The organism is Streptomyces sp. NBC_00078 (assembly GCF_026343335.1).
In the GTDB taxonomy this organism is placed as follows: Bacteria; Actinomycetota; Actinomycetes; order Streptomycetales; family Streptomycetaceae; genus Streptomyces.
In genome coordinates, this window is sequence record NZ_JAPELX010000002.1 from 82,029 (window position 1) to 105,401 (window position 23,373).

Consider the following 23,373-nt stretch of genomic DNA (forward strand, 5'->3'; position numbering starts at 1 on the left):
CCTCCTCATCCTTCATCCATCCGAGCCGATGTCGCTGGAGCCGTGATGTCCCGAGTACAGGCCACCACTGTCCTGCCGCCCGTCCATGACGCCGACCCGTTCGCGGCCGAACATCTTGAGCACCCCGAGCCACTGCACCAACAGCTTCGCGAAGCCGGCCCTGTCGTCCGTCTTTCCCGTTACGACGTGCATGCCTTGGCCCGCTACCAGGAGGTGCACGCCTCCCTGGTCGACTGGCAGACCTTCCAGTCGGGCGCCGGGGTGGGCCTGGCCAACTTCCGCCACGAAAAGCCATGGCGCGCGCCGAGCCTGCTGCTGGAGGCCGACCCCCCGCATCACGACGCCCCACGACGAGTGCTGCGCGAGGCCCTCGCCCCACCCGCGCTGCGCCGCCTGCGGGATGTATGGCAAGAGGCAGCCGAGGACCTCCTGGACAACGTACTGGCCGAGCGAGGAGAGGATTTCGACGCCTTCGACGCCCTGGCCAAGGCCTTCCCGCTGCGGGTCTTCCCCGACGCGGTCGGCCTGGGACCTGATGGACGGGCGAACCTCCTGCCCTACGGCAACATGGCCTTCAACGCCTTCGGACCGGTCAACGACCTCGTCAAGTCCGACGCGCCCCGGGTGGCCGACTTGTCGGCCTGGGTGAACGCCCAGTGCGCCCGCGAGGCACTAAGTGAAGACGGCTTCGGGGCACGCATCTGGGCAGCCGCCGACCGCGGTGAACTCACCCAGCAGCAGGCACCGCTGGTGGTGCGCTCCCTGCTCACCGCCGGCGTCGACACCACCGTCCACGGCCTGGCCGCCGCCCTCTACGCTTTCGCCACCCACCCCGGCGAGTGGCAGCGGCTACGCGAACGACCGGAGCTGGCCCGGGTCGCGTTCGACGAGGCGGTGCGCTGGCAGTCGCCGGTGCAGACCTTCTTCCGCACCGCCACCACCGACGTCGAGATCGCCGGCGTCCGCATTCCAGAGGGCACGAAGATCCTCATGTTCCTCGGCTCCGCCAACTGTGACCCGGCCCGCTGGTCCGACCCCGACAGCTTCGACCTCACCCGCGACCCCTCCGGCCACGTCGGCTTCGGCATGGGCATCCACCAGTGCGTCGGCCAGCACGTCGCCCGTCTGGAAGCCGAGGCGCTGCTGACCGCCCTCGCCCGCCGCGTCGAACGCATCGAACTCACCGGCGAACCGCGCCGCCATCTCAACAACACCCTGCGCTCCTGGGCCTCGATACCCGTTCGCGTGCGCACGGCGCGGTGACTGCGCCGCTCAGTCCTGCCGCTTCCCAGCTATACAGAGAGGATTCGCATGTCCCAGCAAGTACGCGGCGTCGTCGCCCGTGCCAAGGCTGAACCGGTACGCGTCGAGACGATCGTCGTGCCTGCTCCGGGCGCTCTGCGCGCCGGTCGGCCGATGTTGCCGTTCGCGCGCCGGGCGCCGGTCTTCGGATCCCTGGCCCGTGAGTCGGCAGCACTGCTCGGAGGCGTCGAAGTCGCCTGCTGGGCAGGGCACCAGAAGCAGGAGTACGCACACGTGCATCGCACCCCTACCAGGACGAGCCGCACCGCCACAGCCTGATCAAGCAGCACCTGCGAAGGGAGCGCCCTTCGCGGACCGGCGGCAGGACAGCCACGCACTCACCGACGAGCGTGACCTGCCGTCAGACACCACGTCTCAAGACGTCTCGGAGGCCGCAGAGGTCTCATCGGCATGCCGGCTGCTCCCGGAGTCGCCCTCCGACGGTGTGGCCGGCGCCCCGTTCGTCCGACGACCGGAGAGGATGAGCGCCAGGATGGCTGCGATGATTGCGGGCAATGCGACCGCGGCGATGAAACCGCGGGGCGAAATTCCGCCGGCGAGCACGGCACCGCCGAGCAGCGGGCCCAGGATGGAGCCGATGCGCCCGACGGCGGCCGCCCAGCCGACGCCGGTGGTGCGCAGCTTCATGGGGTATCTGCTGAGTGCGAGCCCGGTCTGACCCGTCACCCCGGCGATGAGGCCGACTCCGGCCAGGCCGGCCAGGCCTAGCAGAAGTCCGCCGGCGAGGGGAAGGAGTCCGGCGATGGCTAGGGTGATCACTGCCACCACCGAGGTTACGAACAGCACGGGTGGGGTATCGAAGCGAGGCGCCAGCAGCACGACGACCAGGCCGCCGACGATCCCGCCCAGCCCGATGAGTGCGCTGCCCGCGGGCGCCTCGGTCGGCGCGAAGCCCAGCTCGACCAGCACGGTGGGGAACCAGGCCGTCAGAGCGTAGGTGGACAGGAAGATGAGGAACGCGAATCCCCACACCAAGATCGTGCCGGCGCGCAACGGTGCAGCGAACAGGGCTCGTACGGACGGCTCTTCGCGCTCGCCGGCCGGGTCAGTGCTCGCGGCCGGCGTGTTCTTCGCACGATGGTCCGCTGGAAGAACCGCGAGCAGGACGGGGGTCAGCGCCAGGGCGACGAGACCGGGAATCCAGAACAGACCGTGCCATCCGAGGTTCTTCAACAGACCTCCGCCTGTGGCGCCGGCGAGAGATGAACCCACACCCACAGCGAGGGCCAGTGCGACACCGGCGGAGCTGCGTCGCCGCTCGGAGACACATCCAGCGGCAATCGAGACGGCCGCAGGCAGGACCATTCCGAATCCCAGCCCGGTGACGAAGCGCAGCGCGGTGAGACCGGGGGTGGAATCGGCGGCCACGGTCGCGATGGAGCCGACGGAGAACAGAGCCACGGACCCGGCCACCACCAGGCGCGAGCCCCACCGGCGCACCAGGCGTCCGGCGGCGACGTAGCCGATGACCGCTCCGGCGTTGGCCGCGGTCAGGGCTAGGGCGAGATCGGTCGGGGCGACGGACCATTCCTTGGCGATGGTCGGTACGACCAGGCTCAGTGCGATGGAGTCATGGCCGTCGGCGACCAACGCGAGGAACAGAACGAGGAGCACCAGGGCTCGGCGTCGAGGCGGGGGGGGAGCGGGGAACACGCTAGCGGACACAGTTGCCCTGCCTTTCGGGGAAGCGAGCGGTGTGCGGGGAAGGGGATCGTCGTGCAGATGTTGGCTCTGGGACAGCACGCCGAGTGGGCCTGGCTGCGATGCGTCCTCTGGGACGGGCCTTCTTGGCCCAAGGGCGGCTGACCACCTGGTTGCGCAGAACATGTGGCGCGCCGACTGCGGTCAGGTTCTCCACGGCATGGATTGCCGTGGCCGTCAGGTGCTGTTTCCGGTTCGAAGATCCGCCGTCGAGGGTGCGGATCCCGTTAAAGCGATGGGGGAGCGTGTGAACCCGACAGGGAGGAATGGCCCGGGTGCCCGCGGGCCACGAAACCTAGGTCCGAGGACCCTGTCGGAGAGTGGACAAAGGTGCGCCGAAGATGAAGGGCTCATCGTCACTCCGGAGGATCTGTGTCGTCCGGGGTCGGCAAACCCGGCTCGGGGTGCGGATCGGGGCATGAAGGCGTTCGTCTCGGAGGACCCAGCCTTGGGTGCCGCCTGCTTAGGCGGGAAGGCTGCGATGGACGGCTACGCTCTCGCCGCAGGTGCAGGTCTGCTGGAGGAGCCTTCAGGCGGCGTTCGCTGGTGGCTTTGCCCAGTCCCAGCGCTGCCTCGGTGGGCGTTTCGGGGCAAGCCTGCCAGGAGAGCCATTCCCCCCGACCAGATCCGAAGACGCGTCAGACGCCGTGGGTCGGCACGGCGGCGTGCGCCGGCCGTCTAGGCTTCGCCGGTCGCGGCCACGGCCGGCGAGGCCAGGGCGCCGAGCCAGCCGGACACCACCACAGCCATTTCGCGGGGGCGCTCGATGTGCAGGTAGTGCGACGAGCCTTCCCACTCGATCGTGCGCGAAGCGGGATGCGTGAACAGGGCGCTCTCCCACTGTGCGCGGCCCGGTATCGCATGGAACGACAGTACGGGGCAGGCGCGGCGGCGCAGGTACTCGTCCGCCTCGGGCGACGAGACGGACAACCCTTCCGGTCCGCGTGCCTGACCATCGTAGGCACCCCAAAACGCTGCGGGGTCGATCGCTTCCAGACGCCGGGCGAGCCAGGTCGCCAGGAAGGGCGCCATGACGTCCGAGACGAGAAGAGCATCCGGGAACACGGCCTTCTTACCCTTCCACTGGGCGCGTACCGCCTCCCACCCATCGACCATCGGCGACGGCAAGGCGTATGCCGGGTCGACCTCGATGACCGCCTCGACCCGGTCGGGATGCTCGACGGCGAGACACGCGGCGACCGTGCCGCCCAGCGAGTGGCCCATCGGCACGAAACGCCGGCAGCCGATGCTGTCGGCGATCGCCAGGGCGTCCTGGGCGAGGTCGGCGAGCGCATAACCCCCGGATGCGCTGGACCGACCGTGGCCACGCATGTCCATGCTCACGATGCGGTATCTGTCGCGGAGCAGCGGCGTCAGCCAGTTCCAGTCGTTCGAGTCGGAGACCAGGCCGTGTATCAGCAGGAGGGTGACGGGCCCGGATCCCTCGTCGGTGAAGAAGATGCGAGCATCGGGGCGCTCCAGGTATGGCATGGTGAACTCCTCGTGTCGTGGTGTCGTAGGTCCCTGCGGTAGGCAAGTCGTCGTGAGGCTCTTGGCGCGGAGCTGAAGAGTGAAGAGAACCAGGACAGGTGCCGCGGCCGGGGCCAGCGGATCCGGAATCGCTCCCGAGGCGTTCGACCAGCACGGCAGCAAGGGCGACGTACATTCTCGCCGTTCGCCGTTCGCGGTCGGTCAGCCGGTGCGGTGGACGATCCGGCCGCCGACCGCCGTGAGTGTGGGGGCGAGGGTGAGCAGCTGGTCCGCGGGGCAGGTGAGGGGGTCTGCCGGGTAGGCCACGAGGTCGGCCGGTGCCCCCGGCACGAGGTTGCCGTTGAACGGACAGTCCAGGAACCGGGCGCCGGCGGTGGTGTACAGGCGGAGCGCTTCGGCGCGGGTGACGGCGTGCTCGGGGCCGAGTACTCCCGCGGGGGTAGAGCGGGTGGTCATGTCGTGCAGGCCCCGGAGGGGGTTGAGCGGTCCGATGGGGTGGTCGGTGCCCGCGCTGATCCAGGCCCCGGCATCGACCAGTTCCCGCAGGGGAAACAGCTCGGCGGTCCGCTGTGTGCCCCAGGCGGCGATCAGGGGGTGGGCGAGTGAGCTGAGCAGGGCCTGCTGGACGGTGATGTGGACGCCCAGCGCGGTGGCATCGGCGATCCGGTCGGGGGTGATCAGGCCGCCGTGTTCCACGACCAGCATGCCCGGTGGTACGGGCCCTACCCGGTCCATCACCTCGCGGACTGCGTCCAGGAGCACGCCGACCGCGCGGTCGCCGAAGGCGTGGGTGCCCACGGGCCAGCCGCGTTGCACACAGACGGTCAGGGCCTCGGCCAGCTCGGCTCGTTCCCAGAGCAGTTCGCCGTCGAAGCCGGGCCGGTCGGCGTACGGCTCGGACAGCGCGGCGGCTTCGACACCACCGTCGAGGATGAACTTCAGCCCCCACAGCCGCAGCCGTCCCTGTCCGGCCCCTGGCTTGATGCCCTGGGCCTCGAGGGCGTCGAGGTGGGCGGTGATCGATCCGGCGGCGGCGATGACGGACCGGGTCGAGAGGATCATGGCGTGGCTACGCACGGACAGCTGCCCGGCCGCCTCGGCCTGGAGGTAGGTGTGCCACTCCTGCGGTGTGACGGCGGGGTCGCGCACGGTTCCGACCCCGCAGGCCGCGAAGTCGGAGGACGCCTGGGCCAGGCCATGGGCGAGGATCTCGGCAGGCATCGGCGGCAGGACCTTCAGGGCCATGTCCAGGGCGGCGTCCTGCAGCCAGCCGGTCGGGCGGCCGGCCGCGTCGCGGGAGATGAAGCCGCCCAGAATATTCGGCGTGTCGGGACTGATGCCGGCCAGGCGCAGCCCGGCGGAGTTGAGTACCCCGTTGTGCCCGCCGCGCAGGGCCAGGACCGGGTGATCGGTAGTGGCCAGGTCCAGTTCACGGGCGGTCGGCATCCGGCGCTCGGCCAGCTGCAGTTCGTGCCAGTCGGCGCCGGTGACGATCCACTGCCCGGCGGGAGTCTGCGCGGCTCGCTCACGGACCAGGTCCACGAAGCCGTGAATGTCCCTCGCCCGGGACACGGGCGCACCCAGCACGTTACGCCCTGCCAGCATCAGATGATTGTGGGTGTCGACGAAGGCCGGCAACACCACGAGCCCGGGGTCATCGACCACCACGGTGTCACGCCCCGTCCACTCCCGCAGCAGTCCCTTCTCCTGCCCGGGACCGGCCACGGCCACGATCTGTCCGTCGCGCGCTGCCAGTGCCGTCGTGGGGGCTGCCGCCGCGTCGAGGGTGTGCACGCTGCCCGCGCGCACCACCAGATCCGCTGTCCCACCGTTCATCAGATAACTCCCGTCCATCCAGGCATCACGGGCCGACATCCCGGCCGTGCACAGCGTTGGTAATCTTGCGAAGAGCAGACTGCGGGCGCCTGCAGGATGCGGCCACTCGCAGGGAATGCGACAGCGGAACCACCGATAATGGCGATCAGGCGCCACGGTCTCGATGACACCGATGGACAGACCGCCCTCGCTCCAGGGCCCGTCCGAGGGGTCATGTGACGGGTCCTCCACCGGGCCGTGGGGCTTGGTCCCGGATCTTCGAGGCCCTTCATCACCAAGCCTCTTCCAGGAGGCGACGCAGGCTTTCGGTGCTGTCGGTACCAAGTCGGGCGATTGCTTCGGGGTAGAGCTGCTGGACACGGAGAGCGATCGCGGGGAGCTCGTTTCGGTCGATGCCGATCTCCCGCATCCTGGTCGGCAGGCCGACGCTCGTGACGAGGGAGGACAGCCGGACCGCGGCCTCGGCGGGTTCGTCGGTTGCCATCGCCGGCAGATCGAGTGGACCGCCGGTGTCGAGTGCGCGTGCCACCAGCTTCAGACGCTGGGGGGACGTTTGAGTCATGGCCCGGACGACTGCCGGCAGCGTGATCCCCGACGTCAGTGAGTGCGGGACCCCGTAGGTGCCGCCCAGCACGTGGCCGATGCGGTGGCTCAGCCCCAATGTGAGGCTGGCCGGGGCGAAGTAGCAGTACCAGGCCGCGAGCTGGCACGCCTGTCGTATTGTCGGCTCGCCCGGATCCATGGACTGTCGCAGGACTCCGGCGAGCTCTCGGATTCCCAACTGGGCCAGGTCGTCCAGCACCGGCCGGGGAGGGTTGCAGATCAGTCCTTCGACCGCGTGGTCCAGTGCCTTGGCGCCCGATCCTGCCCACAGGGGGCCGGGCGTGGCCGCGGTGAGCGCGCCGTCGAGGACGACCGCCACGGGCGTGACATCCTCACGGGTATGCGTACGCTTCGTCGCCGCCCCGTCGTGGAATTCGGTCACGCCATAGTGATCGGCGAATTCCGCACCGGACAGCGTGGTCGGCACCGCGAAGTGCGGCAGTTGCCGGCCGTCGTCGTCCGCCAGGCGGGCGGCGACGGCCTTGGTGGCGTCGATGACCGAGCCGCCGCCGAAGCTGACGAGCGCGTCGGCGCCCAGCTCACGCGCGGTGGCCGCAGCGCGTTCGACCGCGTCGCTGGGAACGTGTGCCGGCAGGTGTTCCACCCGGCCTGCGCAGCGGCCGCCGCAGTTGTCCTCTACTGTTCGGAGCAGGGAGCCTTGCTCCGACAGCGATCTCGTGGTCATGAGAAGGACCCGGGAGACGGAGTACGAGTCCAGTAGATCGCCCAGACGGCCGATCGAACCGAGACCCCATTCAACGCGGCGGGTCGGCAGGAAGTCCAAGGCGCCCGCCGTCGGTGTGCGGAGAGATGAGGCGCTGTCCACAGGATGCTCCGGTCGAGAAGCAGGGCCACACCTGGCACGGTGGCGCAGACGCGGGCCTGGAACGTATGAGGGTAGGGCGACTGGCTGAGCCGGTCCGCCCGGTCCGCCCGGTCCGCCCGGTCCGCCCGGTCGCCGGGCGGTGGCCCGGCATGGCGAGACCGAGATGAACTACTGCGCAGGCACTCCGGCACGCTGAGGCACTCTCCAAGGGCTTTCGGCGGGAAGTGCTTCGGCTGCCACCGCCGGACGATCTCGTGGCCGCGAGTAATAGGCCGACCCCGATCTGGGACTGTTCGCCGGTCCGGCCTGGAGCGTTCCCCGCGCCTGGGTCAGGTATGGATCTCGGCCGGTCTCGGCAGAAGCGCCACCGCGTTGTTCTGCTCCACGTCGACGAGATCGGACCCGTCGAAGAAGTCGCCGATCCCCGCGATCGTCTCAGCAGTCGTCGACTCCGGCATGAACGGGTGGTCGGTGCCGAACAGGATGCGGTCCGTGCCTCGTACAGGGAGGGCGGCAGCCCGAAGACCGGCTGGCCGGTGGGGACGGGCGCCGCCGGGTAACGCCGATGAGCGCGTCGTGCTATACCGCGCCGGGGCGGTGATGGACGCCACCGCGGTCCGAATGCCGTGGCGATCCATCAGGTCGAGATCGGCCTCCACGTCCCAGCGCGGGTATGCCACGCCGGGAATGGGATGACCTACGCCGGCCCGAGCCATGGCGCTGAGGTAGGCGTCGGGATGACATGGTGGTGGATGTCGATGCAGTGGGGCGTCATGCCATGGCTCCCTGTCAGGCATTCGATCAGCCCCCGGCGGGCGGATCGCTGCGGGGGTCAGTCGAGCGGCTGGGTGCGCGCGAGTTCGGCAAGCATCTCGTCCTGCTTCTCCTCGAGCCAGTTCGGCAGCTGCAGGCAGCTGCCCAGACTGTCCAGGGTCTCGTCCTTGAGGAAACCCTGCGGGTGGCTGCGGGTGGCCTCGAACATGGCTCCTGCGGGGGTGCGGAAGTACACCGAGTAGAAGTAGTTGCGATCCCGCGGCTCAGTCACGTCGATGAAGCCCATGGTCTCAAGACGATCCTTGAACTGGAGCTGGGCGTCGGCCTCACGCACATCGAAGGCGACGTGATCGATGGTGTTCCGCATGTAGCCCCATGTGCCCTGAGGAATGTCCGGCCGGTGATCGACTTCCACCACCTGCCCGGCGCTCCCGCGAGCCATCGTGTAAGCCTTGACGGCACCATCCGCGTCACGTGAGCGCAGCCCCATGCCCTCGTGCAGGAACATGTCGAGCTCATCCACCTCGCGGGTGCAGACAGTCACACTGTGCACTCCGCGGATCGCGGCTGCGGCCGGTACATCCGCGCCGGTCCAAGGCAGCCGGTCGTCGACGTCCACCTCCACCAGTTGGTGCTCGATCCCGTCCGGGTGGGCGAACCGGATCCGCTGGTCTCCCAACAGCTCGAACCTGGTTGCCGGCAGACCGTGCGAGTTGAGACGGTCCAACCAGAAATTCAGGCTCCCGCGGGGAACCGAGAGGGAGATGGAACTCACCTGGCCCGACCCCCGCCGACCTTCGGGCCGGTCCGGGCCGAAGGCGAACGAGGTCAGCAGCGTGCCGGGTTCGCCGTACTCGTTGCCGTAGTACAGGTGGTAGAAGGGGCGGTCACCGTCCAGCAGCACGGTGCGCTTCACGTTCCGCAGACCGAGCACGCCCGCGTGGAATCGCATGTCCTCGCGTGCACTCGTGACGATGGAAGTGATGTGGTGATAGCCGTGGAATGTCACTGTGAACCCTCCGAAACGAGAGCCTGACGGTCCTGCCGATGCCTCCGCCAGACCGGACTTCCGTATTCATATACTATACGGTCCAGTATAGCAAGGGGCCTTGGCGCTCTCCATCGTTTCGCGGGGGGCCCTCCCCCGGGGGCATGCCCCGCGCGGCGTTCACGATGCCCCAGCCTGCACCGATACGCAGGGCCGTGCGGGTTGCGGGTACTGGATACCTGCTGGGAGGCCCTACAGGAGCGGGCTCGGCAGCCGCCGACAGAGTTTCGCCGCCCCCTACTTCGTCCCGATTTACTCCGATGTTGTGCCACCCGAGCCAGGACCACCCAGGAGAGACGTCCGGTTCCGCACCCACTTTGCTATACTTGCAAGTATATTTTTTGTCCCCGTCACTGGTTCGATCACCCTCGATCCTCCGCAGTCCGGTCCCGACTCGCGGATGCCATAGTGAGCGCGCCAGTAGTCCGATGGGGCCTATGCAGGCCCACCACTATCAGCGAGGAATCTGATGTCCAGCCCGGTCGACAATGCCCTGAAGAGGCCCCTTCGACCCAAAGCACAGGCACTGAGGCTGCGGATCGTGGACGCGGCCCGGGCCGCGTTCCTCGCCGAGGGGTTCGACGTCAGCATGGACGTCGTCGCAGCAGCCGCAGGCACCACCAAGGCCACCGTTTACAAGTACTTCGGGAACAAGCAAACGCTGTTCATTGCCGTGATCACTGAAGAACTCGACCGTGCTCACGAGGAACCGCTCCGCCTGGTCGCCTCCCGGCTTGCCCATTCCACAAATGTCCGGGAGGACCTCGTCGACGCCTGCAAGGCGTGGGGGACGGGACTTGCCGCACCGGACACGATCGCCTTGAGGAACCTGGTCGCCGGTGAACTCAGGAGGTTCCCCGAACTCGGCGAGGCATGGAAGCAACACGGTCCCGAGCGGTTCCATCCGGTGATCGCCAAGACGCTGCGGCACCTGGTGGAGCTGGGTCGGCTCAGTATCAAGGACATCGACCTGGCCGTGCTCCAACTCGCCGGATTGGTGGTGTCTCCAGCGCTGGTGTACAGCGCCTTCGGAAAGCCCCTCGACAGCGAACTGACGGAACGGCTGATCGAATCGGGTGTGGACATGTTCCTCAACCAGTACCAGTACCGGATCAACGCATAGGCGTATGGCCAGGCGTTTTGTCCATAGAAAGCGAAAAAACTGAGCAGCGTGGCTACGGACAGCGAACTTGCCTACATGTCAGCCGTCGGCCTGGCCGCGCGTTTCGGCCGGGGCGAGCTTTCGCCCGTCGAGGTCCTGCGCGCCCTGTCCGAACGAGCCGACGAACATCAGGGTCTCAACGCCCTTGTGGCTGCCGACGCCAGGCGGAACCACCTTGAGGCGCAGGAGGCGGTGCGACGCTACCGCGAGGGCCGGGCGAGGCCGCTCGAAGGCATCCCCGTGATCGTCAAGGACCTCATCGACACCGAAGGACTGCGCACCTCCTACGGCTCAAGGATGTTCTCCGGGCACGTTCCGCCGCGCGACGCGGCTGTGGTGGAGCGTATCCGTGCGGCCGGCGGCATCGTTGTGGCCAAGAGCGCGACGCACGAGTTCGCATGGGGTATCACCACCGACGGCAGCGCGGTGGGGCCCACCCGCAATCCGTGGGATCCGACGGTGGTACCAGGAGGCTCGAGCGGGGGTTCCGCCGCGGCACTCGCCGCCGGCCTGGCACCTTTGGCCATCGGCACGGACACCGCGGGGTCCATACGGATTCCGGCCGCCTTCTGCGGCGTCATGGGCCTCAAGCCCACATTCGGTCTCATCGACACAACGGGCGTCTTCCCCTTGGCTCCCTCACTGGACCACGTCGGGCCGATGGCACGAACTGTCGAGGACCTGCGGCTGTTGCTCTCGGTCCTCGCACCGGACGGCGCGCAGGCTCCGGACCCGGCAGCCGACGCAGAGGTCGTCGTCGGGATCTGGTCCGAGCTCGAACAAGCCGAGTTGGCCCCCGACATCGCCCGTGTGTTCCACGAGACGGTCCGTGCGCTGGAGGATGCCGGAGTGCGGGTCGTACGCCTGTCAGCACCCGGACTGCCTCCTCTGTACCCGGCTCTGGGTACGACGGTCGCTGTCGAGGGGGCCGCCGGGCACCGCGGTGCGGGACTGTGGCCCGCACGGCGGTCCGAGTACGGCGGCCAGGTCCGCGCCAGGCTGGAGAAGGCATCCCGGGTCACCGTGGAGCAGTACGCCCGGACGCAGCAGGACCGAGCGCTGATCACGGCGATGACCGCTCGGGTACTGCACGATGTGGACATCGTGCTCTCCCCTGTGTCCGGGGTCTCACCCGCGCGCATCGGCCACGACGAGGTCCCCGGCGCGCCACAGGCACTGAGCTTCCGGGAACGGGTGATGGCCTTCACCGCACTGCAGAGTCTGACAGGGGTGCCGACCTGCGTGGTACGCGCCGGATTCGACTCCGAGGGTCTTCCCGTGGGAGTGCAACTCACCGCGTCATGGGGCCGGGAACACACCCTGCTCGCGACTGCTCAACGCCTGGTCGAGGCGACTTCCGAGCTGCAGCATTCCTGGCCCACTGCCTGACGTCCGCTCCCGCCTCGTCGCCCGTCCTCCGTTTCCGGCCCATGCCCACCGACAACCTCGCCGGGGGCTGCCCTCGGCGCACCCCCGGCTCGTCGCATGCTCATCGGCTGCCGCCGGGGCTCGTAGTCGTGATGGACGCCTGGGGCGCACATGCCCGCAGGCCAGGCCAGGCCACCGCCCAGCGCACCGCGGACGCATGATTGGGTCCTCTGCTCAGAGTGCGGCCTCGTAGGCGTAGATCCAGCCGTTGGCCATCAGGGGGTCGGAGTCGGCCAGCGCGATGTCGCGGGCCTGCTGTTCGGGGCCGTCCGGCAGGTGGTTGGCATGAGCGCGGCCATGACTGACCGCCTGCAGCCGGGTGGCGCGTTCGATCCGCGCCTCCTCGTAGCGTTGGAGGGCGCCTGCGATGTCGTCCGCACCGTCGGCGAGGGCCGCGGCGAGGACGGCGCCGTCCTCCATGGCCTGAGCGGCTCCCTGGCCGAAGAAGGGGAACATCGGGTGGGCCGCATCACCGAGGAGAGTGGTCCTCGGCGTACTCCACCGCCGCAGTGGCGCCCGGTCCAGCAGCGCCCACCTGCCGGGGGTTCCCCCTGACCTGATCAGGTCGGTCACACGCGGATCCCAGCCCGTGAACTCGGCCAGGAACTCCTCCACCGAGGCGGTCGTGCTCCAGGACTCCTCGGTGAAGTCCCCTGCCGGGGCGAAGGCCACGACGTTGACGGCCCTCCCCCCGTTGACGGGGTAGTGCACCAGGTGCCGGCCGGGGCCGAGCCACAGCGTGTGCGCCCGGCGGAGGGCGAAGGCAGGCGCCCGCTCGGCGGGCACGAGGGTGCGGAAGGCGCAGATGCCGGAGTACTCCGGCGTGGACGGCTCGGCGACCGTCGCGCGCACCACCGAATGCACCCCGTCGGCACCGATCACGACGTCGGCCTCGGCCTTGCTGCCGTCGGCGAAGTGCAGCAGCACACCATCCGGCTGTTCCTCCACCGCCGTACAGCGCGCGCCGAGACGTACCCATTCCTCGGGCACCGCGGCCTTCACCGTGTCAAGGAGATCCGCGCGATGGACGGTGTAGGTGCGCTCACCGTAGAGCCGCTCGCAGACTCCGTCGAGGCGCTCCACCGAGAGCACCCTCCCGTTCTCCCAGCGGCGGAACTCCCACGCCAGCTCCACCGGTACGGCGTCGCGCAGGAACCGGTCCATCACACCCAGCTGCCGCAGCAACCGGACGGCATTGGGTGACACCAGGATTCCCGCGCCGATCTCCTTGAGCGCGGGGGCCTGCTCGTAGACCGTCGCCATGACCCCGGCACGGCGCAGGAAAGCGGCGGCGGCGAGCCCACCGATACCGCCACCGACGACGGCGATCCGGGGCCGGCCTGGGGATTGACGCGGTGCCTCTGTGTGCATCTGCGGACTCCGTCCTTCTGAGCAACGCGTTCGCGGACGCGTCGTGAGGTTCTGTGATGGCTCCGATGCTCGTCATGTCCCTGAGCCAGGGAAACGGCTATGTTCATTGGACGAACATCGACGTGGAGCGCCATCGACTGGATCCGAGAGTGACGCCGCCCGGTCGCAGGTGACGCGGGGACCGAGGAGGACTGCATGGCCCGGACGAGCCAACCTGGTCGCAGCGTGAGTTCCCGCCTGCTCGAAGTACTCTTCGCCTTCCGCCCCGGCCGGTCCCGGCTGTCTCTTGCCGGCCTCACCCGTGCAACCGGGCTCCCACACGCCACCGTGCGCAGGCTGGCCCTGGAACTCGTCGAGGCCGGAGCGCTCGACCGGGCGCCGGACGGCAACTTCAGCATCGGCATCCGGATGTGGCAGCTGGGCACGCTCGCCCCGCTCAGCGTGCCCTTGCGCACCGCCGTCCTGCCCTTCATGGACGATCTGCACACCGCCCTGCGCCAGCACGTGCAGCTCGCCGTGCTCGAAGGCACGGAGGCCGTCCTCGTGGAACGCATCTCAGCCGCAGGCGCGGTCGATCTGATCTCCCGCGTCGGTGGTCGGCTGCCGCTGCACAGTTCCGGTGTCGGCAAGGTACTGCTCGCACATGCCGGCCCAGGCCTCCAGGACCAGGTGATCGCACAGGGCCTCACGGCACACACCCCACGCACCATCACCGATCCGGTCCGGCTGCGGCACGCTCTCGACGAGTGCCGTCGCACCGGTGTGGCGATGGTCCGTGAGGAAATGACGCTCGGCACGGACTCCGTGGCCACCCGCGTCATCGACGCCGACGGTCACGTGGTCGCGGCCCTGTCCGTGATCGTCAGCACGGGCTCCGTCGGCCTGCACACGGTGCGGCCCGCCGTCATCGCCGCCGGACTCGCGGGGTCCCGAAGACTCGGCTGGACCCCCGCGGTCGGCATCCAGCACACCAACGGTGCCCATGCATGAGGCCCGCGGCACATGATGCCGCGGGACATGCCGCTGGGCAGCGGAACGCGGGCGTCGTCTCCCGCTCCACCCGGCTTTGGCTGGGGGCACCACCCGCCGAGGGCCCGGGGTGGCCGGGTCGGCTGGTCTCGCCGAGGCCTACCGCGACCCTGGTCTGCTGCCCGCGCTGAAGATCCTCATGGCCCTGCTCGACATCCTGGACTGCACCATGGGCGACCTCATCGAGCCCATCGCGGTGGCCGGGGCCGTGAAGAAGCCGAAGAGGGCAGCCGTCGGCGGCACGGCCCCCGACACGGAAGGACTCGCCGGCCTGCGGCCAAAGCGGGCCCGGATCAAGGGTGTTGAACGGTCGTGATCACTTCCGGCTCTCTCGACCGCTCCGTCGCGGACCCGATCGGCCTGATCACGGACCACGTTGCCGACGTCGAGAAGGACCTCGCCGCCGAGGCCATCCAGGCCGTGGTCACGGCGGTCGCGGGCGGCCGTGCGAAGTCACGGAACCTGGCGAAGTTCCTAGTGACGCGGCCCGCCGTCCTGACCGATGGCCGGTCCCCGGCGCCACGGGCCGTCGGCGATCTCCTCATCGCCCTTCGCGAGGCCGGCGTCCCCGGCGCCCTCCTCTCCGAGCTGGGCCGCTGCTTCGGTACGGATCACCTGGTCTGGGGCTCCGACTTCCCCCACACCCACGACCGCGGCTACGCCCAACTCGTCGACTACGCCCGCGATGTGGCCCGGGTGTTCCCGGACGACGGCGCGGCGGACTACCTCGGCCGGACCGCCGCGCGGCTATGGTGTCCCTCCGACGTGATCCCGGCCGGCCGCTGACATGGGCACGAGGCCCGGTGGACCGGACGCGCCGCACCAGGGCGCGCGGCCCCCCGTACAGCCGCGCCGCGCCCAGATCGCCGTCGTCGGCTTCGGCAACGCCGGCCGACAGCACGCCGCCGCCATCGGTGTCCTGGTCGCCCTACGGCCGGCCGCCGTGGTGGAGACCGACCCGGAGGCCGCCCGACGGGCTGTCGAGGCGGGCCTGACCGTGCGCCCGCTGCCGGAGGTGCTGGCCGACCCGGCCGTCGCGGCGCTGGCCGTGTGCCTGCCGCCGGGGCACCGCCCACCGGTCCTCGCGGCGGCCATCGCGGCGGGCAAGCACCTGGTGGTGGAGAAGCTGCCGGCCCGGTCGCCCGCGGAACTACGGGAGATCCTCGACGCCGCCGCCGGCGCGGGGCTGTTCAGCACCGTGATGTTCCAGCACCGTTTCGCGCTGCCCGGGCAGCTGCGGGTCAAGGCACCGGAGCGGTTCGCGGACGGGATCGGCCACCTGCTCATCTCCCGCCCCCGCTCCGACAGCCACTACCGGGAGGGCTGGCGCGCCGAACCGGAGGCGGCCGTCGGCGGGGTGAGCGTCCACCTCGGCGCCCACTACATCGACCTGGCCTGCCAGTTGCTCGGCGAACCCGTCGAGGTGACCGCGCTGTCCAGGACCGAAGCCGTCGCGGGCATCGACACCGAACTGCTCGGCCATGTCACGTTCCGCTCGGGCGCCCGGCTCACCGTCACCGTGACCTGCCGGGCCGCCGCCCGCTTCGAACAGCTCACCGTGCTCGGTCGCCGGGACTGGGTGGAGGTGCGGGCCGGCGCCACCGTCGGCGAACTCGACGGCAGGCCACTCGCCTCGGCCGCCCGCCCGGCGGGCGAGCTGCGCCAGGACGTCTACCGCGAACTCACGGAGGCGCTTCGCGGCGGTCCTGCTCCCGACCTGTCCGCTCTGGCCCGCAGCACCGGTGTCGTCGCGATCCTCGACGGCCTGCTCGGCACCCCCGTGGGCACCACCGCCCCCGTGGCCGCCCCGTGCTGAGGCCGAGTCACCCCGAACGAGCCCGGGGGGAACCAGGAGGAGAGCAGAGCCGCATGACCGCACCCCGCTCCGTACCCGCCCCGCCGCTCGGCTACTCCTCCGGCACACTGCCGCAGGCCGGTCCCGAGGAGCTCGCCCGGGCCGTGCTGCACGCCGGTGGCACAGGCGTCGACCTGCGCATCGGCAAGGGGCACGGCTGGGAACGGGACGGCGCGGGAGCCGGCATCGACCGGATACGGCGCACCGGCGCCGAGGTCTTCTTCGTCGGCGTCGGCTGGCGCCTGGGCGACCCCGCGCACTGGCCCGTCGCCACCGAACCGGTGCCGGAGCCGTACCCCGTCAAGGTGTTCTGCGCGGAACGCCCGGACCCCGCCGTGGTGACCGACCAGCTCGCCGCCGCCGCCGAGGCCGGCGTCGAACCCTGGGTCGAGACCCACGCCGGCGGCCCCGACACGGCCGGACTGATCGACCTCGCCGAACGCGCCGGCGTCGGCGTCCTGGTCGACCTGCTCGGGCTGGCCGAGATCGGCGGCGCCGACCGGGCCCAACTGCGCGCACTGGCCCCGTTCGTACGCGCCGCGCAGGTCAAGGGCGTCCACCGCACCGCGCAGGGCACCCGGCACCGCCCGCTCTCCCCGCACGACCTAGCCGACCTGTCGTACCTCCTGGAGCTCGGCCGGCTGAGAGCGGTGACCGTCGAATCACGCGCCGGCACACCCGACGCCGATCTGGCCGTGCTCGCCACGGCACTGGCCTCACCCGCCCCCTGAGGGGCGGCCGGCACCCCGACCGGCAGCACGGACCTGCGCGCCGTCCGGGCCGGGACACCCACGATGCCGTCTCCTCCGTCTCCATCCCGCCGCATCCGCCAAGCCAGGAGCAGCAATCCATGAAACTCGCCGTCATCGGTGACGAGCTCTCGCAGGACCCCGAACTGGTCGCCGACACCGCAGCCCAGCTCGGATTCGCCGGGGTCGAAGTGCGGTCGTACGACGAAACACCCCCGCACGAGCTGACGGACAACCAGATCTCCCGCATGCGCGGCCTCCTGGACGAGCGCGGACTGGCCGTCGCCGGCTTCGCACCGCCCGTCTTCAAGGGGCCGGTGTCCACCACCGACGAGCAGCTCGCCGAGGCCCGCGAGGTGCTCGTGGAGTCCTGCCGGCGTGCGGTGCGCCTCGGCACGCCCCACGCGCGAATCTTCAGCTTCTTCGCCGAAACCGATCACGCCCCCGAACCGCTGCGCGCGGCACGGGTCGTCGCCGCCCTGCTGGAGGGCGTGGTCCCCGGGGTGCCGCTGATCCTGGAGACCGAGTCGCGCAGCAACACCCCTCACATGCGGGACGTCCTCGATTTCCTCGACGCACTGGGCCGCGACGACGTCGGCGTGCTCTGGGACCCCGCCAACGCCGTACGCGGCGGCTGGGGACAGGTGCGCTACCCCTCCGACTACCTGATGGGCCGCCATCTCATCCAACACGTACACGTCAAGGACCCGGACGGTACCAACGGGTACGTCAGGCTGGGCGACGGGGACCTGGACTGGCCGACGATGCTCACCCGGCTGGCCGAGGACGGCTACACCGGCTACCTGAGCCTGGAGACCCACTGGCGTCACGGGCGGGTCCTGTCGCCCGCCAACCGCGACCGGCCCTGGGGCGAGGACTTCTCCCGGGACGGCTTCGCGGCCAGCGTCGAGTGCATGCAACGGCTACGCGACTGGTGCGACAGGCTTCCCGCGCTCGTGCGGGAGACCTCGTGACTGCCTCGCCCGCACCGGTCGTACTGCTCGGCGCGCAGCGCTCGGGCACCACCGCGCTCGCCGACGTGCTCGACCAGGCCTTCGCCGCCGCCGGCGGCGTCTTCACCGTCAACGGCAAGCTGCCCTACCTCCTGCACCGCTGGTGCACCCAGGCGGACGTGCAGGGTCGGCATCTGCGCACGGATGAGATCCTGCACGCCCTGCACCGCAGGCCGCCCTACGGCCGGCACAGCGAACAGTGGCTGGGGACCGTCGAGAAGGTCCTGCGCGCCGCCGCCGCCGAGGTGGCCGCGGGACGCGTCACCGACGCGTCCGCGCTGCGCGGACGGCTGGTGCGACAGGCGTACGCGGGGACCACCCGCTACGGCGACAAGTACAACGAGTACCTGCTGGAACTCGACCAGCTCGCCGACACCCTGCCAGAAGCCCACTGGGTGCTGCTCATCCGCCACCCGGCCGCCGTCGCCCGCTCCATGCTGCGCTGGACCGGCGACCGCCCCTGGCGGCCCGGCACCCGGCGGGACGCCCTGGAGAAGTGGGCCGCCTGGCACCGGCCGTGGCTCGCGCATCCCACCACGCGCGATCCCGCCCGGCGCACCGTCCTGGAGTACACCCGGGTGTGCGCCGGCGAGGACCTGCACCGGCTGTCCGAGGCGATCGGCCTGGACCTGCTCCCGCACGCCGGGCAGCTCGCCGAACGCACCGGCGCACTGGACGACGAACCGCTGCCCGCACACATCGACCGGCTGTGGCGGACGCTGCTGGACCTGCGCACCCCCCAACCCATGCCGCAGGGGAGGACTCGATGAGCAGAAGTCCGGCTCTGCGCCGTACCGCCCTGCGCCGCCTGGGCGTGCCCGAGGCACCCGCGGCAGGGCGCTGGGCCCTGGTCGCGGTCGTCGACGCCATCGGTACGGGCATGTTCCTGCCGATCTCCGTTCTCTACTTCACCGTCGTGGTCGGCCTGAGCGCCGGCGCCGTCGGCGCGGGCCTCGGCATCGCCGGTCTCGTCGGAAGCGTCGCCACCCCGCTGTCCGGCACACTCATCGACCGGTTCGGCGCCCGCAAGGTGGTGGTCTGCTGCTGGGCGGCCGGTGCCGTGGCCTACGTCGGCTATCTCGGTGTGCGCGACTGGGGCGGTCTCGTCGCCGTGGCGAGCGTCGCGCACGTGGCCGACCGTATGGTCAATCCGGCCCGCAAGGTGTTCCTCACCAGCATCGCCGACGCCGAGGATCGGGTGTCCCTGATGGCCTTCCAACGGGCCGTCCTCAACGTCGGCTTCGGGCTCGGCGGCCTGATCACCGCGGCAGTCCTGGCCATCGGTTCGGACACCGGCTACCACGCGGTGCTCGTCGCCAACGCCGTCTCCTACGCCGGGGCCATCGCCCTCGTGCTCACCGTCCCCGTCATCCGCCCGCTCCGGCCGGACCGGCCCCCGGAGGAGGGCCGCCCCCGGGCCGGCTACCGGCAGGTGCTGGCCGACCGGCGTTACGTGAGCCTCGCCGTGCTCAACATCCTCGTGCTGGTGTACTCGACCGCCTTCACCATCGGCATGCCGCTGTGGGTGTACGAGTACACCAGTGCTCCGGCGGGCCTCGTCGGCCTGCTGTTCACCTTCAACACCGTGCTGGTCGTGCTCCTCCAGATACGCGCGGCCAAGAGCTGCACCTCCCTCGCCCAGGCACCGCGCGTCTACCGCGTCGCCGCCGCGCTGTTCGTCCTGGCCGCGCTGGGCTACTGGGCGGCCCACCGCTCCGGCGGCGCCACCGCCGTGGCGATCGGCCTGCTGGTGCTGGCGGTCCTCGCCCACACCCTGACCGAACTCCTCGGCGCGGTCGGCGAATGGACGGTGTCCATGACGCTCGCGCCGGAGCGGCTGCGCGGCCGCTATCTCTCACTGTTCGGGCTGAGCCTGTCCGCCCAGGAGGCGATCGGCCCGGCCCTGGTCACCGCCCTGATCGCCGCCGACGCGGACCTGGCCTGGTTCGCCCTGGCCGCGCTGCTCGCGCTCGGCTGCCTGCTGTCGGCATGGCTGGTGCGCACGGCTGTCGGGCCGGACGCACCGGACGACCCCGCCGAAGCACCCACCGACGCCAAGAGCGCAGCTCCGTCCACGAGTTGAGTACACCGCCGATTCCGGGCAGGAACCGAGACCGTGATGAAAGGACCCAGTCAACGTGACGGAATCCATCGACCTCGGCCAGGGCGCCCTCGCCGCACTGCTCGCCGACGTGTGGGAAGCGGCCCTGGGCAAGCCGCCCTCGGGCCGGGACGCCGACTTCTTCGCCGCCGGGGGAGACTCGCTGCTGATGGTGCGCAGCGTGACCCAGCTGCGTACAGCAGGCGTCAGCGCCGGACCGGCCGACTTCCTGCACGGCCGCACCTTCGCGGGCATCCTCGCCCGCCTGCACACCGACAACGCCGAGGTGCGGCGGCCGTCCCCCCGGCCGGCCGCCGGCCGTATACCGCTGCTGCCCTGCCAGACGCGCTGGATCTCGCAGGCCTTCACCGACCCCGACCACTTCGGGTTCGTCTGGGTGTTCGAGATACCCGAGACGACCCCGGACGGCGACAAGGTCGACGCCGCCTGGATCGAGGCGGCCCTCCGCCGGCTCACCGACCGGCACGAGGCGCTGCGCACCCGCTACCTGCCGGACGGGCCCGACGGCCCGGTCGCGGAGGTCCTTCCCCAGGCGCCGGACGGCCTGCTCACCGTCGACACCGACGCCGCCGCGCTCGCCGAGGCGTTCGAACGGGCGGTGCGCGGCCACCGGCTCACGGAGGGCCGGGTGTTCAACGCCCTCTGGCTGCCGCGCCGGCACTACCTCCAGATCGCCGTGCACCACCTCACCCTCGACGGCTACTCCCTGACCATGCTGGCCGACGAACTGGAGGACGCGCTGACCGGCCGGGCCCCCGGTGCACCCGCCGCCCAACCCCGCGACCTCGCCACCGACCTCGCCGCATGGCTGGCCTCCCCCCGGGCCGAGGAGGACGCGGCGCGCTGGAGCGCCCTCGGCCTGTCCGACGTCCCCCCGGTGCCCACCGACTCCACGGGCGCAGGCCCGCTGTCCACCGCCACCGCCGCCACGGCCGGTCTCGACGAGGAGCACACCACTGCCCTGCACACCGCCGCCGGGCGGCTCGGCCACCCCGTCGGCCTCCTGGTGCTGGCCGCCGTCGCCCGATCCGTGGCCGAGCGGTTCGGCCTGCCGGCGGTCAGCGTGGACACCTACCACCACGGCCGGGACACCGTCCCCGGCGGACACGACACCACCAGCGCGCTCGGCTACCTCCAGTCGACCTACCCCGTGGTGATCCACACCGGTGCTCCCGGTTCCTGGCCGCAGGACGCCCTCGACGACCTGGCCGCCGTGCCCCGGGCCAAGTTCGGCTTCGACGCCCTGCGGTACTCCGGGCACCCGCTGCTGGCCACCGCCGGGCCGGGCAGCGGGATCCGGCTGAACTTCCGCAGCCGTATGAACCAGGTGAACGACCGGGTGGGCCGCTGGCTGCGCCCCGCCGACGTGGCGGGCGGCAGCCGCCGGTCGGCACGGCAGCGGGAGCCGTGGGTGCTGAACGTCGAGGGCGACGTCGTCGACGACCGGCTGCTGCTGACCATCCGCTTCAGCACCGACCACTACGCCGAGGAGACGGTACGACGGTTGCTGGACCGGGCGATCACACTCCTGCCCGAACTGGCCGCCGGCGGAAGTGCTCCCCGGTGACCGCCCGGCCCGCATCCGCCGGACTCGACGTCCTGCTGCCACTCGCCGCGGACGTCCTGGGGCTGTCCGCCGCCGAGCTGCGAGAGCGCTGCGAGCGGATGTCCTTCGCCGCGCTCGGCGGCTCCTCCCTGCAGGCCGTACGGCTGGCGGGCGAGGCCGCCAGGGCGGGCTCCGACCTGCCCCTGCATCGAATACTCGGCCGGGAACCCGTCGGCACCGTGCTGCGCGCCGCCACCCCGCTGCCGCCCCCCGCGCCCCTGCCCCCGGTGACCGAACCCGCGGCCGTGCGCCCGGTGCTGCCTGGACAGAACGGCATGCTGAGCGTCGAGACCATCGCCCACGGCCCCGCCTACCACCTGCTGTTCACCGCCGAGATCGACGGCGCCCCCGCCGCCGCGGTGGCTCCGGCGCTCACCGCCCTGACCGAGCGGCACGAGGGGCTGCGCACCGCCTTCGTCCCGGCCGACGCCGACACCGGCAGGATCGGCCGCCGGGTCCTCGCACACGCCCGGCCCACCGTCCGGCACCAGACCCTGCGGGCGGCCCACGGCACGGACCCGGTCACCGTCGTGCACACCCAACTGGCCGGCGCGAGCGAGACACTCCTGCGCCCCTACGAGCGCCCTCCGGTTCACTTCACGGTCACCACCGTCACCCGGCCCGACGCCTCCGAGCGCGTCCTCGTGTCCGTCCTGGCCCACCACGTGCTGCTGGACGCCTGGTCGTTCGGCGTGCTCTTCGACGAACTGGCCACCCTCCTCGCCGGCCAGGACCTGCCGGCCCCCGCGCCCAGCCCGGAGAGCGTACTCGCGGCACACCGGGCGCGGACCACCGCCGCGGACCGGCGTGGGACCCTCCGCAGCCGGGCCGACCGGCTGCGGAGCGCCCCCCACGTGCTCGAACTGCCGACCGACGCACGGCGCCCGGCCCGGTGGGAGGCGGCCGGCGGCCGGCTGACCGCGGCGCTCGGCCCGGCCGCGACCCGGGCCTGGCGCAACCTCGGCCGCACGACCGGCACCACCGGTACCGTCGTCCTGCTCGCCGCCTACGCGCTGGCCCTGGGCCGCCGCAGCGGTGCCACCGAACTGCTCGTCGGCGTGCCCGTCGCCGGCCGCCAGGACCCCGCCGTCCGCGACGTCCTCGCCCCCTGCTCCCAACTCGTGCCCGTCCACTGCGTCCTGGACGACACCGCCACCGTCACCGAGTACGTCGTGGCCGTCTCCCGCGCGCTCGGCGAGGCGGTGGCCGCCTCCGACATCCCGGTGGAGGACCTCGTACCGGCCGTCGGTGTCCGGCACGACCGGCGGCGCAACCCGCTCGTCCAGTTCGTCCTCGCCGCCCACGACGAGCTGATACCGCACCGCGTACGACGCGGCGACATCACCCTCTACCCGCACGAAGGCCACTGCCACGGCGCGCCCTTCGACGCCACCCTGTACGTGCAGCGCACGGGCGACGAGCCGCGGCTGGCCCTG

General features: G+C 71.0%; 22 protein-coding genes. 14 read left to right on the forward strand and 8 right to left on the reverse strand.

The features are described from left to right. Positions 1-12: 12 nt before the first annotated feature. Positions 13-192, reverse strand: a complete 180-nt coding sequence (locus tag OOK07_RS42535) for a hypothetical protein (RefSeq protein WP_266802577.1) — start codon at positions 190-192, stop codon at positions 13-15. Between OOK07_RS42535 and OOK07_RS42540 the strand changes: the two genes are divergently transcribed. Next, on the forward strand, positions 187-1,263 hold the full coding sequence (locus OOK07_RS42540; protein WP_266802579.1) for a cytochrome P450: 1,077 nt from the start codon (positions 187-189) through the stop codon (positions 1,261-1,263). The two genes, OOK07_RS42535 and OOK07_RS42540, sit on opposite strands and share 6 nt — an antisense overlap. Before the next feature lie 48 nt (positions 1,264-1,311). Further along, positions 1,312-1,581: a hypothetical protein gene (locus OOK07_RS42545; RefSeq protein ID WP_266802609.1), complete on the forward strand. Its 270-nt coding sequence runs from the start codon at positions 1,312-1,314 to the stop codon at positions 1,579-1,581. A 96-nt stretch (positions 1,582-1,677) separates the two neighbouring features. Here OOK07_RS42545 and OOK07_RS42550 read toward each other — a convergent pair whose 3' ends face one another. From OOK07_RS42550 to OOK07_RS42575, 6 genes are all read right to left on the reverse strand, one after another. Beyond that, positions 1,678-2,937, reverse strand: coding sequence for an MFS transporter (locus OOK07_RS42550; protein ID WP_266802581.1), 1,260 nt, complete (start codon positions 2,935-2,937; stop codon positions 1,678-1,680). A 765-nt stretch (positions 2,938-3,702) separates the two neighbouring features. Then, the gene (locus OOK07_RS42555; protein ID WP_266802583.1) at positions 3,703-4,515 is read right to left on the reverse strand and encodes an alpha/beta fold hydrolase; all 813 of its coding nucleotides are present in this window, start codon (positions 4,513-4,515) and stop codon (positions 3,703-3,705) included. Positions 4,516-4,716: 201 nt separating this feature from the next. Then, on the reverse strand, positions 4,717-6,351 hold the full coding sequence (locus tag OOK07_RS42560; protein ID WP_266802585.1) for an amidohydrolase: 1,635 nt from the start codon (positions 6,349-6,351) through the stop codon (positions 4,717-4,719). A gap of 271 nt (positions 6,352-6,622) precedes the next feature. Next, positions 6,623-7,780, reverse strand: a complete 1,158-nt coding sequence (locus OOK07_RS42565) for an iron-containing alcohol dehydrogenase (protein ID WP_266802587.1) — start codon at positions 7,778-7,780, stop codon at positions 6,623-6,625. Between the two features lie 329 nt (positions 7,781-8,109). Then, entirely contained in the window at positions 8,110-8,460 is a 351-nt protein-coding gene (locus tag OOK07_RS42570; protein WP_266802589.1) for an amidohydrolase family protein, read from the reverse strand. Positions 8,461-8,612: 152 nt separating this feature from the next. Then, complete coding sequence (locus OOK07_RS42575) at positions 8,613-9,506, reverse strand: VOC family protein (RefSeq protein ID WP_323183056.1); 894 nt, start codon at positions 9,504-9,506, stop codon at positions 8,613-8,615. A 565-nt stretch (positions 9,507-10,071) separates the two neighbouring features. Here OOK07_RS42575 and OOK07_RS42580 point away from each other — a divergent pair. Next, positions 10,072-10,725 (forward strand): TetR/AcrR family transcriptional regulator, encoded by a 654-nt coding sequence (locus tag OOK07_RS42580; RefSeq protein ID WP_266802593.1) that lies wholly within the window; start codon positions 10,072-10,074, stop codon positions 10,723-10,725. 48 nt (positions 10,726-10,773) lie between these two features. Continuing rightward, positions 10,774-12,153, forward strand: a complete 1,380-nt coding sequence (locus tag OOK07_RS42585; RefSeq protein WP_266802595.1) for an amidase — start codon at positions 10,774-10,776, stop codon at positions 12,151-12,153. Positions 12,154-12,366: 213 nt separating this feature from the next. On the opposite strand, the gene OOK07_RS42590 is transcribed toward OOK07_RS42585, so the two are convergent. Then, the gene (locus OOK07_RS42590; RefSeq protein WP_266802597.1) at positions 12,367-13,563 is read right to left on the reverse strand and encodes an FAD-dependent monooxygenase; all 1,197 of its coding nucleotides are present in this window, start codon (positions 13,561-13,563) and stop codon (positions 12,367-12,369) included. Between the two features lie 195 nt (positions 13,564-13,758). Here OOK07_RS42590 and OOK07_RS42595 point away from each other — a divergent pair, with 195 nt between their 5' ends. The 10 genes from OOK07_RS42595 to OOK07_RS42640 form a co-directional block, all read left to right on the forward strand. Further along, the gene (locus OOK07_RS42595; RefSeq protein ID WP_266802599.1) at positions 13,759-14,553 is read left to right on the forward strand and encodes an IclR family transcriptional regulator; all 795 of its coding nucleotides are present in this window, start codon (positions 13,759-13,761) and stop codon (positions 14,551-14,553) included. Positions 14,554-14,662: 109 nt separating this feature from the next. Continuing rightward, a complete protein-coding gene (locus OOK07_RS42600; protein WP_266802601.1) occupies positions 14,663-14,908 on the forward strand; it encodes a helix-turn-helix domain-containing protein in 246 nt (81 codons plus the stop codon). Further along, complete coding sequence (locus OOK07_RS42605; protein WP_266802603.1) at positions 14,905-15,378, forward strand: amidohydrolase family protein; 474 nt, start codon at positions 14,905-14,907, stop codon at positions 15,376-15,378. Before OOK07_RS42600 ends, OOK07_RS42605 begins: the two co-directional genes overlap by 4 nt. 1 nt (position 15,379) lies before the next feature. Next, positions 15,380-16,408 carry a Gfo/Idh/MocA family protein gene (locus tag OOK07_RS42610; RefSeq protein WP_266794556.1) on the forward strand — a complete coding sequence of 343 codons (1,029 nt, stop codon included), beginning with the start codon at positions 15,380-15,382 and terminating at the stop codon, positions 16,406-16,408. Between the two features lie 53 nt (positions 16,409-16,461). Next, positions 16,462-17,178, forward strand: a complete 717-nt coding sequence (locus tag OOK07_RS42615) for an IolE/MocC family protein (RefSeq protein ID WP_266794555.1) — start codon at positions 16,462-16,464, stop codon at positions 17,176-17,178. 119 nt (positions 17,179-17,297) lie between these two features. Continuing rightward, positions 17,298-18,170: a sugar phosphate isomerase/epimerase family protein gene (locus tag OOK07_RS42620; RefSeq protein WP_266794554.1), complete on the forward strand. Its 873-nt coding sequence runs from the start codon at positions 17,298-17,300 to the stop codon at positions 18,168-18,170. After that, positions 18,167-18,979, forward strand: coding sequence for a sulfotransferase (locus OOK07_RS42625; RefSeq protein ID WP_266794553.1), 813 nt, complete (start codon positions 18,167-18,169; stop codon positions 18,977-18,979). The genes OOK07_RS42620 and OOK07_RS42625 overlap by 4 nt, the downstream gene beginning before the upstream one ends. Beyond that, positions 18,976-20,292, forward strand: a complete 1,317-nt coding sequence (locus OOK07_RS42630) for an MFS transporter (protein ID WP_266794552.1) — start codon at positions 18,976-18,978, stop codon at positions 20,290-20,292. Before OOK07_RS42625 ends, OOK07_RS42630 begins: the two co-directional genes overlap by 4 nt. Positions 20,293-20,347: 55 nt before the next feature. Continuing rightward, positions 20,348-21,898, forward strand: a complete 1,551-nt coding sequence (locus tag OOK07_RS42635) for a condensation domain-containing protein (RefSeq protein ID WP_266794551.1) — start codon at positions 20,348-20,350, stop codon at positions 21,896-21,898. Further along, the coding region (locus OOK07_RS42640; RefSeq protein WP_266802605.1) for a condensation domain-containing protein at positions 21,895-23,373 on the forward strand (1,479 nt) is incomplete at its 3' end. The genes OOK07_RS42635 and OOK07_RS42640, both read left to right, overlap by 4 nt.

Excerpts from the sequence above, each read along its gene's own strand:
- OOK07_RS42535 (WP_266802577.1), bottom strand. The coding sequence starts at position 192 with ATGCACGTCGTAACGGGAAAGACGGACGACAGGGCCGGCTTCGCGAAG.
- OOK07_RS42545 (WP_266802609.1), top strand. The coding sequence starts at position 1,312 with ATGTCCCAGCAAGTACGCGGCGTCGTCGCCCGTGCCAAGGCTGAACCG.
- OOK07_RS42555 (WP_266802583.1), bottom strand. The coding sequence starts at position 4,515 with ATGCCATACCTGGAGCGCCCCGATGCTCGCATCTTCTTCACCGACGAG.
- OOK07_RS42560 (WP_266802585.1), bottom strand. The coding sequence starts at position 6,351 with ATGAACGGTGGGACAGCGGATCTGGTGGTGCGCGCGGGCAGCGTGCAC.
- OOK07_RS42575 (WP_323183056.1), bottom strand. The coding sequence starts at position 9,506 with ATGCGATTCCACGCGGGCGTGCTCGGTCTGCGGAACGTGAAGCGCACC.
- OOK07_RS42580 (WP_266802593.1), top strand. The coding sequence starts at position 10,072 with ATGTCCAGCCCGGTCGACAATGCCCTGAAGAGGCCCCTTCGACCCAAA.
- OOK07_RS42590 (WP_266802597.1), bottom strand. The coding sequence starts at position 13,563 with ATGCACACAGAGGCACCGCGTCAATCCCCAGGCCGGCCCCGGATCGCC.
- OOK07_RS42595 (WP_266802599.1), top strand. The coding sequence starts at position 13,759 with ATGGCCCGGACGAGCCAACCTGGTCGCAGCGTGAGTTCCCGCCTGCTC.
- OOK07_RS42610 (WP_266794556.1), top strand. The coding sequence starts at position 15,380 with ATGGGCACGAGGCCCGGTGGACCGGACGCGCCGCACCAGGGCGCGCGG.
- OOK07_RS42615 (WP_266794555.1), top strand. The coding sequence starts at position 16,462 with ATGACCGCACCCCGCTCCGTACCCGCCCCGCCGCTCGGCTACTCCTCC.
- OOK07_RS42620 (WP_266794554.1), top strand. The coding sequence starts at position 17,298 with ATGAAACTCGCCGTCATCGGTGACGAGCTCTCGCAGGACCCCGAACTG.
- OOK07_RS42630 (WP_266794552.1), top strand. The coding sequence starts at position 18,976 with ATGAGCAGAAGTCCGGCTCTGCGCCGTACCGCCCTGCGCCGCCTGGGC.